8 protein-coding genes and 1 CRISPR repeat array are annotated in these 12,176 nt (G+C 69.9%); all 8 genes read right to left on the bottom strand.

All coding sequences use genetic code 11. The annotated features are described in order from the left end of the window. Positions 1–147 precede the first annotated feature (147 nt). A CRISPR array of direct repeats spans positions 148–2,619; the repeat unit is 28 nt; unit sequence GGCTCATCCCCGCCTGCGCGGGGAGCAC. A 136-nt stretch (positions 2,620–2,755) separates the two neighbouring features. Beyond that, positions 2,756–3,115: a type I-E CRISPR-associated endoribonuclease Cas2e gene (gene cas2e, locus FM110_RS04755; protein ID WP_087103161.1), complete on the bottom strand. Its 360-nt coding sequence runs from the start codon at positions 3,113–3,115 to the stop codon at positions 2,756–2,758. Continuing rightward, positions 3,112–4,053: a type I-E CRISPR-associated endonuclease Cas1e gene (cas1e, locus tag FM110_RS04750; protein ID WP_087103159.1), complete on the bottom strand. Its 942-nt coding sequence runs from the start codon at positions 4,051–4,053 to the stop codon at positions 3,112–3,114. The genes cas2e and cas1e overlap by 4 nt, the downstream gene beginning before the upstream one ends. A gap of 1 nt (position 4,054) precedes the next feature. Beyond that, entirely contained in the window at positions 4,055–4,753 is a 699-nt protein-coding gene (cas6e, locus tag FM110_RS04745; protein WP_087103156.1) for a type I-E CRISPR-associated protein Cas6/Cse3/CasE, read from the bottom strand. After that, a complete protein-coding gene (cas5e, locus tag FM110_RS04740; RefSeq protein ID WP_087103155.1) occupies positions 4,750–5,463 on the bottom strand; it encodes a type I-E CRISPR-associated protein Cas5/CasD in 714 nt (237 codons plus the stop codon). Before cas5e ends, cas6e begins: the two co-directional genes overlap by 4 nt. After that, entirely contained in the window at positions 5,460–6,623 is a 1,164-nt protein-coding gene (gene cas7e, locus FM110_RS04735) for a type I-E CRISPR-associated protein Cas7/Cse4/CasC (RefSeq protein ID WP_087103153.1), read from the bottom strand. Before cas7e ends, cas5e begins: the two co-directional genes overlap by 4 nt. 26 nt (positions 6,624–6,649) lie before the next feature. Next, on the bottom strand, positions 6,650–7,318 hold the full coding sequence (casB, locus tag FM110_RS04730; protein ID WP_087103151.1) for a type I-E CRISPR-associated protein Cse2/CasB: 669 nt from the start codon (positions 7,316–7,318) through the stop codon (positions 6,650–6,652). Next, positions 7,315–8,982 (bottom strand): type I-E CRISPR-associated protein Cse1/CasA, encoded by a 1,668-nt coding sequence (gene casA / locus FM110_RS04725; RefSeq protein WP_087103149.1) that lies wholly within the window; start codon positions 8,980–8,982, stop codon positions 7,315–7,317. The genes casB and casA overlap by 4 nt, the downstream gene beginning before the upstream one ends. A gap of 67 nt (positions 8,983–9,049) precedes the next feature. Further along, the gene (locus FM110_RS04720; RefSeq protein ID WP_087103147.1) at positions 9,050–11,842 is read right to left on the bottom strand and encodes a CRISPR-associated helicase/endonuclease Cas3; all 2,793 of its coding nucleotides are present in this window, start codon (positions 11,840–11,842) and stop codon (positions 9,050–9,052) included. Positions 11,843–12,176 lie beyond the last annotated feature (334 nt).

Below are 12,176 nucleotides of genomic sequence, written 5' to 3'. Positions count from 1 at the left end.
AGAACCGTAGCGTGAACACCCGCCACAGCAGGGTCATTCACCACGAACCGCGAAGTGCCAGATACATGCAAACAGTATGCACGCATACTACAGGGCTGGCAAGATCCACCTCCGATCAACGTCCCCGGTCAGTACATCTAGCACCGCGGCTCATCCCCGCCTGCGCGGGGAGCACCCGCCCCGGCGACCAGCACCAGGAATCCCACAGGGCTCATCCCCGCCTGCGCGGGGAGCACTCTCGTGCTCGTCCCAGGCGGGCCAGGATCGGCGGGCTCATCCCCGCCTGCGCGGGGAGCACCCTCCCGAGACGCCGCGCAAGCGCGGCCGTGCGGGTTCATCCCCGCCTGCGCGGGGAGCACCCTCCCGAGACGCCGCGCAAGCGCGGCCGTGCGGGTTCATCCCCGCCTGCGCGGGGAGCACGTCGGTGACCCCGCGTCGGGATCGCTGGACGTCGGCTCATCCCCGCCTGCGCGGGGAGCACCCGCCGACGTCGATGCCGAAGTCGACGAGCTGGGGCTCATCCCCGCCTGCGCGGGGAGCACATCGCTCCGGCGTCACCCTTGAGGGCCTGCACCGGCTCATCCCCGCCTGCGCGGGGAGCACACGGAGCGCAGGGAGGACCACATGATCGAGATGGGCTCATCCCCGCCTGCGCGGGGAGCACAGAAGCTCGTGGCCGACGTGAAGGGCACAGCCGGGCTCATCCCCGCCTGCGCGGGGAGCACTCCCCGAACCGCGGAATGTCCACGGTCGCACCCGGCTCATCCCCGCCTGCGCGGGGAGCACAAGGTGACGCGCTGTCCGAGTCGGCTCGTCGCCGGCTCATCCCCGCCTGCGCGGGGAGCACTCCGGCGACGTGTAGAGGTCGATGAACTGCTCCGGCTCATCCCCGCCTGCGCGGGGAGCACGGCATCACATGGGAGGTCCCCCCCAGCGCACCGGGCTCATCCCCGCCTGCGCGGGGAGCACGCGGGTCGGTCCCCCGTAATCTGCGGGGTGGGGGGCTCATCCCCGCCTGCGCGGGGAGCACTGGATGATCTGCAGATCGCCGGGGCTCGTGCCAGGCTCATCCCCGCCTGCGCGGGGAGCACCTGCAGAAGCAGTCTGCGGATGCGACGGGGAACGGCTCATCCCCGCCTGCGCGGGGAGCACGGCTCGACCTGAATGCCCGGGATGACGGTGCCGGGCTCATCCCCGCCTGCGCGGGGAGCACAAAGACAAGGCCATCAACCCCGTTGCAACGTGGGGCTCATCCCCGCCTGCGCGGGGAGCACCGGTCCTGGCGCAGGTTGATCGTCTGCTGCCAGGGCTCATCCCCGCCTGCGCGGGGAGCACCCGGATTCGCCGCGATCCTCAAGGGTCCCGAGGGGCTCATCCCCGCCTGCGCGGGGAGCACAGATACACACGGCCCCGTCCATCCGGCGGGGCCGGCTCATCCCCGCCTGCGCGGGGAGCACGGACGGCGGCCCCGATGTCCGCTTCACGCCCCGGGCTCATCCCCGCCTGCGCGGGGAGCACGAGTAGATGTCTGCCGCGAGCGCGAGTCCGTGGGGCTCATCCCCGCCTGCGCGGGGAGCACAGGTAGGCTTCACGCTGAGCCTGCGTGTAGTTCGGCTCATCCCCGCCTGCGCGGGGAGCACGTGACCGTGAACTCGTACGCGGAGATCTCGGAGGGCTCATCCCCGCCTGCGCGGGGAGCACGTGACCGTGAACTCGTACGCGGAGATCTCGGAGGGCTCATCCCCGCCTGCGCGGGGAGCACGTGACCGTGAACTCGTACGCGGAGATCTCGGAGGGCTCATCCCCGCCTGCGCGGGGAGCACGTGACCGTGAACTCGTACGCGGAGATCTCGGAGGGCTCATCCCCGCCTGCGCGGGGAGCACGGCTTGAGGTCGATGTGCTTCATCGTGTCTCCTGGGCTCATCCCCGCCTGCGCGGGGAGCACGGATCCAGGAGGTCCTCACTCGCCGGTACCTCGGGCTCATCCCCGCCTGCGCGGGGAGCACGGGTTTCGGCGCATCCCGACAGGCGCGCGCGAGGGCTCATCCCCGCCTGCGCGGGGAGCACGCGAACTGGTTCCGCGACACGGTCAAGCCGCTGGGCTCATCCCCGCCTGCGCGGGGAGCACACCAGACGCACCACGGCCTTCGCCCCCGGCACGGGCTCATCCCCGCCTGCGCGGGGAGCACGCGGTGACCGCAGTCCTCGCTCTCCTGGTGGCGGGCTCATCCCCGCCTGCGCGGGGAGCACTTCACCTGGCAGGACCTGGATGGCCTGTCCGGCGGCTCATCCCCGCCTGCGCGGGGAGCACTCGATCTTGGCCTCGTCGGGGTTCCCTCGGTTCGGCTCATCCCCGCCTGCGCGGGGAGCACTGGGCCCCGCTCCGGGTGATGCGGTGGGGGCCGGGCTCATCCCCGCCTGCGCGGGGAGCACTTGGGGTGCTTCGCGGGCTTGTGGTCGGCGGGCGGCTCATCCCCGCCTGCGCGGGGAGCACCGAAGCGCGGGCACGCAAAGCTGGGACGCGAAGCCGGCTCATCCCCGCCTGCGCGGGGAGCACCATGTGTCGTCCACTGCCGTCGTGCCAGCCGACGGCTCATCCCCGCCTGCGCGGGGAGCACTCTTGCTGACCAGGATAAACAGTTGGCCTGTGCACGAATGACACACGACTTAGGCGTCGCACTCGTCCACAGTACTGACGGACATGGAGGGCCCGTCACGACTCAGCTGATCCAACCTGGCCTTCCGCAATCCCAATTAGGTCCGCGACCCCCAATGGGGTTTCCGCGCCCGACGCTGAGCAGTGGCCTTGCTCCAGCCCGTACGGCGCTGCGGGGTCTTCTCCTGGGCTGGTCGGAGCATGAGCGTCAGTCCGTCAACGTCGACGGGCTCCCAGTCATGGCGGTGCACTCGATACTCGAACCCCTGCTCGTTCCGTGCGGAGAACACGAGGATCGCTCGGCCGTCCTTGCAGGTGTCCACGACACGCAGCCACAGCATGTCGCGCACACGGGCAGGCGGGTCGCCGACATACACCCCGGGGGAGATCTCCAGGAGCCACTTCGTGACGTCGCCGCGCAGCCCCGGTGGGCAAGCGGTCAGCACAAGGGTCATCATGGGAGCGCGAGCTCCTCGGACCAGTTCATGCCCGAAGACACCGTCTCGAGCTCGCTCCACAGGAGCAGATCCCCGATGCCCAGGTCCTCCTGATTGGAGACCTCGAGAAGCTGGTGAAGGTCGCGGACGATCCGAGGGAGCAGCCGAGTCTCGGCGATGCGATCCCGCACGTGCCGCCGGACGCGACGCTCGGGTTCCGGCTCGCCGTCGGCCACGGCATCGAATGCTGCCGGGATGGAGATCTCCGCCTTATAGAGGTCGGCGACGTCGTAGACGAAGCTCCGGTCCGTTCCCGTGTGCACGACCCCGAGTGCCGGGATGCAGCCGAGCGAGACGATCACGGCATGCGCGACGGCGTAGAGGGCCGCATTCGCCGACGTCAGGGACCGGTTGATGTCGTCCCCTGACTCGAAGTCGTCGGGTGCGTACGCCCGCCGACCCCACGGGACGCCGGTCCGCGCCGACTCGGCGGAGTAGATGCGCTTCATCCGTGCGCCTTCGCGGCCGCGCAGCTGGGTCATCGTGAGCCCTTCGACGTCCTCGCCGGGGAAGCGCATGCCGTACATGGAGCGGGCGCAGCGCAGCCGACTGCGCTGGTTGGTCACGATGCGCGCTTGTGCCTCGGCCATGCGGGACGACTTCGCCAGCGGCCGGCCGTGGGCGTAGTAGCGCACGCCCATCTCGCCCACCCAGGCGACGGAGACTCCGCAGTCGCCGATCACGGACATCGCCCCGTGGGTGATCCGTGTGCCGGGGCCGAGAAGGAGCGCGGCGAGTGCGGCGACGGGCACGTGGACCACTCCGCGCTGGTCGGTCAAGGTCAGTGCGTTCGCGTCGCGGTGGACCACGCAGTGCTCGGCATAGAGGAAGGAGAGGCGCTGCCCCACCTGAGTCAGCTCGAGCCGCTCAGGTGGGACAGCGCCACGGGGTCCCGCCATGTCAGCGACCTCGGCCCGTCACGGGGGCGAGGGTCAGCAGACCGCACCCGTAGGCCTTCGCCCGCCCGATCCCACCGGTGAGGGCCTGACGGAGCTCGTCGGCGTCCGTGACCTGCAGGGTCCCGTCGAACTGTGCGGTGCGAACCGTGACCCGGCGTGCCGCCTCCCCGCGTCCGCGGAGGAAAGAGAGGTCCGCCCTGCGGGTCACCGTGGCCGTGAGCTCCGCAGAGTCCGCATCTCCCGCGTCAGGGGCCGAACCGCCGATGGAGAACCCGTGCCGCTCGCCCTTGCGACGAAGCCACTCGAGCTGCTGCGCGACCGTCACATGGGGGTGCAAGGTGCCGCGCGGACGCCCCTCGGCCGCGTCGCGATGCACCGGGTTCCCTGTGAGCCGGAAGGCGAACCGGGCACCGGTGCGCACCGAAGCCAGCATGCGGTCGTACGCGGCGCTGTCCCCTGGGCGGGACGCCCATCCGGCCTGTTCGACGAGGTGCCCGAGGTCCGGTGCTTCCGGAGCCACGATGTACAGCGTCTGCGTGTGGCCGTCGCTGTCCAGGCGCCAGAGGATCCGTCCCTTCGCCTCATCCAGGTCAGGGGGGAATGCGGCCCGGACGGCGGCATGCAGCGCCTGCGGATTCGTCAGGAGCTTGCGCCCCTCCCGCTTCTGCGGGTTGAGGAGGAACCTGCTGAAGGTGGTCACGCCGAGATCACCGCCCCGAAGAACGGGTCAGCCGCGCTCGTCTCGGTGGTGCCGTTGGCGACGACCGCTCCGTGCTCCTCCCGGACTACGGTTCGCCAACCGTATTCGCGGTTGTCCTGGGAGAACGACAGGGGAACATCGCGACGGAGAATGCCCTCTTCCTCGTGCGTGCCGTCGCGGAGGATCGGGAGCTCGATCTCCGGCGGCTGCAACCGTCGGTAGGTCTCGGACACGTGCCAGGGCTCGGCCCGGAGGGCCGAGACGGCGTCGGTGTCTCGGACCCCGATCAGCAGGTCGGGGTTCGCCGGGCAGGACCGTCGTCCCAGGAACAGGGGGAATCGAGGGGATCGCACCGCGGCGGCGATCTGCTCCAGCAAGTCTCGATCCTCGCTCTCGACGGCGGCGACGAAGACGGCATCGCTCAGGAAATGCCGCGTGATGAGTCGGGCGTTGGCCTCGGGCCTCGTCTGCCAGGGCTGTGCCGTCTGGTAGTCGCGCAGCAGGCTCCCCGACTGGTCGATGCGGACGGCGAAGCGCAGTCGCGCGAGGTCTTCTATGGGATCAGTGCGTCGCCGCCCGAGAGCTGCGGCGACGAGCCCGATGACACCCGACTTCGTGGGGTGCGGTCCCGTGGCGCGGACCGAGAAGCGGCTCTCATCACCCCATGACTGCATCGGCCCTCGGAAGAGCAGCAGCAGAGAGGCGGTCACGACGCCTCCTGCCCGACGGAGAGTGCCTCGCGCAGCTGGGCGTCCAGGGCGGGAAGCGTGGTCGGCGTGGCGAGTCCGTCGAAGGACTCCTTGAGGCCACCGAGCCCGATGACGAACGACGCCGTGGGGACGAATCCGTAGTCCTCCTGGACGGATCGGGCCTCGCCCGCCAGGCGTGCGGCACCCTCCGCGCGACGGCTCGATGCGTCGTCCTGCTGCACGGCCTGCTCGAAGGCGTTGACGAGCGAGATGGACCGCGTGTCGCGGACTGTCACATAGACGAGCTCGGGGAGAGTGTTGTGCGCGTAGGAGTTCTGCTTGCCGGTCGGGAGCGAGGTGATGAAGGCCCGCACGAACGCCAGGGCGGCGTCGACCGCTGCGCCCTGCTCGCCGAGGTTCTCCTGCAGAGAGACCATGTCGACCGTCGCGAAGCGGTACAGGGTCGAGGACATCATCTGCATCGTGCCGATCATCCCGGCACCCGTCTCCTCGCGGTCCTCGACCACGTCGTCGACCGCGGTGTAGTAGTCGAACTCCGGCTCCGAGGCGTGGATGCCGATCGCATGCGCGACCTGGCAGGCGGCATCGACGTTGTAGTCGGTGGCGTCCGCGACCATACGTCCGAACAGAGCGATGTCGATCGAGTGGCTCGAGTCCAGGATCCGGTCGGCGTCCTTCTTCGTCGGCTTCGCCCCGTCGAGCTCGATGAGCTCGCGGGCGGCGTTCTCGATCTGCCGAGGGCTGAGGAACAGCAGGTAGCCGGTCTGCCCTGCGCTCATGCGCTGGGGTGTCGCGCCGTCGGCATCAGCATCGGCCTTCGCAGGGGCCTTGGGCTCGGTCAGGGAGATCTTCGCGGCGCTGAACAGTGACTTCACGGCCGCTGCGGCCTTCTCCGCCTCCCAGGCGCTCTCGCTGTCCTTCGTGAGCTCGAGGATGCGATCGGAGATCAGATCAGCCACGTACTTGGAGCGGTAACCCACCTGGTCGGCGCCGAGCTCGTCCTCGAAGGCGCGGCGGATCGCCCGCTTCCATGACTGGGACGAGACGCGCTGGCGGGGAACACCGCCGAAGATCGCGGACTTCGGGGCGCCCGTGTCGTCGCGGTTGATGTTGCTGGGCGGGATGGTCTGGAGCGCGTGGACGTCGAGGACGAGAGACATGAGGATGTTCCTTTCAGAGGGGCAGGTCAGGAGGCCGCGAGGGTGGAGGAGGGGGAATCGGTCGAGGTGCGGGGCGGGGTGGCGAAGTCGCGCCCCCAGCGGAGGAGGACCCCGGCGCGCTTCGGGCCGGACAGGGCGCGCAGGTCCTGGGCGAAGCGCCCGTAATCGAACCCGATGTCGCGGGAGCGCATGAGTGTGATCAGCGACCGAGCATGCGTGAGCCGCGAGGCGTGGTCTCGTGCCGAGAGCAGAGCGTCGACGCGAGGCTTGATGGACTTCGAGGACGCGTCGTGCCGGTAGAGGATCCCGGCCGCTGCGCCGAAGCTCCTCTGACGCACATGCACGGGTCGCGTCGCCGACTGCATGTGCAGTGCGAACAGCGTGAGCGCATCGAAAGCAGCCCGTTCCGAGGGGGAGAAGTCATCCCCGTGCCCGATCAGCCCCTCATCGAGGGGCGGGTCGAGCTCCATGAGCACCCTCTGGGCGATGAGCGGCTGCGAGAGAGGTGACGCCCCGGCACCACGGCGCAGCTCGGCGAGCACCCCGCGGGCGCGGGTCTTGGCCCGGTCTTCGACGGTCGAGAGGTACTGCTGCTGCAGGCGGGAGGCGGTGGCGCCCACGGACTCGGCGAGTGATCTGGGCCGGGGCGTCGCGTTGTCGCTTGCGTCTGCTGGAGGGGCGTCGGTGCTGGTCATCGGTTCGTCTCCTGGTGGTCGGGGGTCGACGTCTGTGTGGGCTCGGCGTGGGCGGTGGCAGAAGGCAGAGCGGCACGGAGGTCTGCGTGAAGATGGCGGTATGCGCTGCCGGCGGAGCGGATCTGCGATGTCCCGTTGACCAGCACTTCGCGGCCGATGAGGGCCTTGGGACCGGCGCCACGGAGCATCACCTGAGCTTCCTCGTCGATCCGGCGCAGCACCTCGTCCTGCCACTCCCGGATGCTGGCCTCGACCGCGTCCGTGGTGAGGTCGCGCAGCCACCGGCGGAAAGCGCCCTCGAGCTGCGTCAGCATCCCGTCGGTCGGTGCCGCCAGGAAGGAGTACTCGCCACCGCCGGCCACGAGGAGGTTTCCTGCGTAGCGGCCGAGGGCGACAGCGGCATCCTGCGTGGCCGCCGCGGTATCGAGCACGGCGCGGCGGAGTCCTCCGTTGCCTGGTGCGAGGACTGCGCGAGGGAGCTCGATGCGGGCATCCACCGTCGTGGCATGCGACGAGGCCTGTGGTCCATACGATGCCGAGATCAGTCGCAGATCCACGATGCGCTGCTCCGTGGAGACGAAAGGCGATTCCAGCTCGGCGAGCGAGGTCAGGGTGCCCGGGCGCAACGGAGCGAACGCCGCGCGGGACTGCTCTCCATCGAGCACGATCAAGGGCTCGAGGGAGCGCCACATGGTGCGGTCGGTGTCGTGCGGACGCGCGTAATAGACCGGCGGCTGGTTCTTCTTCGTCTGGTTCGCGCTGAAGCGATACGGCGTCATCGGATCCGCACGCACGTCCTTGCCAGCGTCGGGTATGCGGTCCCCGTTGCACACGAGCACACCGACGGCACGGTCGGCCTCGACCATCAGGCGGATGCGGCGCGATTGCCAGGTCGCGAGGTCCGCAGGCCCCTGCGGGACAGGCACCGGTCGTTCGGCAGGGCCGTCAGGTTCCCGCTCCCAGACCGGGACGTCGGCGTCCCCAGCCCGGAGGCATGCGCTCACCGTGTTGAGCACGAGAGTCTCGCGCAGAGTGGAGCCCAGCACCACGGTGCCGCCCGTCGAGCCCGTCCAACCGGTCCCGATCGGGTAGCCCTTGCCACCCTTGACGCGGGGGTCGCCCTCGGCACCCGACTTGATACCGGAGTAGTCGTACGACTGCGTGTGGACCACCCAGCGGGCGGCCTCGGCCAGGCCGATGCTCTCGCGCCCTGCACCGGCACGGGTCGTGAAGAACTCGCTCTCCGCCTCGGGGATGATCCGGGAGATCGGGCTCCACTGGTCCTTCGCAGTGCGCAGGCCCGCCACTTGCATGAAGGGCGCCACAGGATCGAGCAGATCGAACCGTGCACGGTGCTCGTCGAGGTAAGTGAGAACCGCCTCGTCGACACCGCCGTCCTGTGCGTCCTGCCAGGCGGTATCGAACCAGTCCTCCATCTCGAAGGTCTGCCCCGGTGCGACATCGGCTTCGTGGCGGTGAGCACGCCAGAAGATCGCCAGCAGGAGGCGGAGCACCGCATAGTCCTGGGTGGGGGAATCGCCGCGGATCTCGACGGGGGCGGCGGACCCGTCGAACAGTCGGCGAATGCTCAGCTCGCAGACGGAGCCGTCGGGCATCGAGCAGGCGATCCACTGCTCGTCGAGCAGGGAGAACGTCTCTGGCATGGCGTGTCCTCTTCAGTGAGGGAGTGATGATCGGAGGGTAGAGGAGGGGTCCGACAGACGAAGCTCGTCAGCTCTCGTCCGTGATGTCCGCGAGGCCGAGGTCTCGGTCGTACCGGAGCCTGCGCCCGGCGAGCTCGACGGTGCAGTCGCCGTCGAGAGGCAGCGCCAGCTCTCCGCGAAGCCACGTGGACTGCGCCCACCCGACGGGGGTGGAGGCCTCCAGCTGCTCGACGGCAGCGTCGAACCGCCAGGGGTACCGACTGAATCGGGAGGGCAGGCGAACGGTCGCGGCGGCCAGATCCCGAGCTGTGGCCTCCGGCGGGATGATCCCCGGGTCGAGCACGGACGCGGCGTGGGCGGACGTCCACGGGAGCGGACTGTAGCCACCCTCGGAGACGCGCACCGGGATCACCTCGATGGACGGATCGCTGTCACGGACCTGAGCCAGCCCCACCTGTTCTCCGAGCTCCTTCGTCCGGACGCGGAACTGGCAGTCGAGGTCGGAGGCGCTCCCCGGATCGGGGAAGCGCCAGGTCGCTGCCCGGCCCCGTGCGAGCTCGCGCCGACGCTCGCTCTCGGCCACGGCGTCGCTCCAGGCGTCGGCCCACGCGTCCGGGATCGGAGGGCTGTCGCCATAGGCGGCCTGCACGAGAGGAGCGATGTCGTCGGGGCGGGCGAAACCGTGCTCGAGAGGGCCGTCGAGGAGCACGGCGAGCCCCGCCAGCAGGAGCTTCGGGTCGTACACCGCGGCTGTCCCGCCCTCGAGCACCGGTACGGGGTCGAGCGACTCGATGCCGCGGATCAGGACCACCGGTTCACGCACCGCGAGGGGCCGGTCCGAGTCCGGCCGCTGATGGCGGTGCAGGCGTCCGATGCGCTGGATCACGAGGTCGATCGGCGCGATGTCGGTGACCAGGAGGTCGACGTCGATGTCGAGGCTCTGCTCCGCCACCTGGGTGGCGACGACTATCCGACGCGAGGGCCGACCGGCTCCGTGTGATGCGTCGGGACCGAGCTCTGCACGCAGCCGCTCCTCCTTCGCGATGCGGTCCGATGCCATGAAGCCGGCGTGGTGGAGCTCCACCTCCCCGGGCAAGGTCTTCGCGAGGGTCCGATAGGCGTTCTGGGCCCGGGCGATCGTGTTGCAGATGACGAGCGCGCAGCCGCCGTCGGTCAGGCGGGCTGCGAGCTCGTCGCCCAGTGCGGCCTCGCCCTCGCCGATCAACCGCAGGCCGGCCCGGATGTCGGTGCGCCTCGCTGTCACTTCTGTCTCCCGGAAGCCGCCGGCGCCGACGCTCGTCACGAGGGGATACGCGGTCGACAGCTCCCGCGCGGACGGCTGCGCGAACTCGCTCTCGTACGCGTCGATCAGCTGGCGCCGCTGCGCGATCGGCAGGGTGGCCGACAACAGCACCACCGGCACCCGGTAGCGCGCGAGCCAGCGCAGGGCCGTCGCGAGGTACTCCGTCATATAGGCGTCATAGGCATGGACCTCATCGATCACCACCGCCTTCCCGGCCAGGCCGAGGTGGCGGAGCATCGAGTGACGGGCTTGGAGGGCCATGAACAGCACCTGATCGACGGTCGCGACGCAGAAGTTCGAGAGGATCCCCTTCTTCCGACCGCTCATCCACTGCGAGGCGATCGCGAGGCCGTTCCCGACCGATGCGGCGTCCCGGTCGACATCGCGGAATCGCAGCTCCCGGAACGTCTGATTGAGATGGCTCTTCGAGTGCCCGAGGAACATCGAGACCACCTGCCCCGGTGCAGACGCCCTTTCGGCCCAGTCGAGGGTGCGGGTCAGGAGGCCGTCAGCGGTCGACATCGTGGGCGCCGCGACGATCACACCGCCCGTCCCCGACGCCGCGGCCAGATGCTCCGCAGCCAGCAGGGCGGACTCCGTCTTCCCCTCTCCGGTCGGCGCCTCGATGATCATCAGCGTCGCTCCGGGGCTGGAGCGTGCGACCTCGTCGACGACGATCTGGACCGGACGCGGGGCGCGGTCCTCTGGCCAGCCGAACCGCTGGCGCATGTGATCGGCGAGGGCTCCTGCGGGGGCGGGCGACGCTTCCCAGGGGTCCGTGAGGTCAACTGTCAGGCCTCTCTCGAGCCGCGCCTCCTGATCGGTGACCGGTTCGAGGGGGAAGGCGTCGGCGTTCGATGCGATCCAGTCGGCCATGATCACCAGACCGGTCAGGAGATTGAGCGCGGGGCCGGTGAGCTTGATGCGCATCCGGCCGAGAATCGGGCGGATGCCCGTGAGGTCCGCCGCCCACTCCAGCAGCTCCTGTCGCGCGGCAGTCCAGGCGACCGGGTATGCCGCGATCGCGTCGACAGCGCGTCCATGGCGGATCGGTGGGTCCGAGGTGATCCCGTGGTGGGCGTCGGCGACGGAGGCCAGGCGCACTGCCGCACGCGGATTCATGCCCTGCTCGATGAGCCAGCGGGTGAGGATCACCCCAGAGGCCATGCCGTGCGGGAAGCGGAGCATCTGGTGCTCGACCGAGTTGGGCTCCGTGGACAGACCGGCCTCCCGGAGGCGCTCGGAGTATCGGCCGCGGTCGGGCACCTGGTCGAGCTGGGTCTGGAAGGTCGTGGTGACCTTGCCGGCATCGTGCGTGCAGGCCAGCCAGGTGACGAGGGTGCGGAGGTCGTCGTCCTCGAGCCCGGTCTGCTCGGCGAGGGACCGCTTTACCGACTCCGGGACCCAGTCGGCCCAGAGGCGACCGGCCACGCCGGCGGAATCGAGCATGTGCTGGGCGAGAGGCAGCCAGGCGTCGTCCTCGCCGGGCTTGGCCCAGAAGGCGCGCGCGGGGGCGCTGAGCTCGGAGAGCGCCGTGATGGGAGCCGTGTCGTCCATGACCGGTCCTTCCGAATAGTGCTGGTGCTCGAAGCGTACGGCTGGGTGACTGCGGTTGCAAGAGGTGCGAGCCTCCTCATCACTGTTCAGCAGGCTGTAGCATGGTGCGTGCGTTCCAGGCAGTGCGGTGCGCGACCCGCGAGTACTCCAGTTATCGCCGCGCAGCGGTGGTGAGCCAAGAGACGAGGATGCTCGGCTCCTTGGTGAGGCGTGGTCCCCGCGTTGACGGGGTGGAGTCCGGGCCGCCTCGGGAGCAGTTGATCAGTGCCCCGAGGCGGCCCCGCTGTGTCGCGTGCTTCTGTGTCTCTGTCGGAAAGGCCCGCCCCTCGACCCC

Source organism: Brachybacterium nesterenkovii, from assembly GCF_900163655.1.
Lineage (GTDB): Bacteria > Actinomycetota > Actinomycetes > Actinomycetales > Dermabacteraceae > Brachybacterium > Brachybacterium nesterenkovii.
Note: the sequence above shows the minus strand (reverse complement) of the source record. Positions and strands in the feature narration are given on the sequence as shown.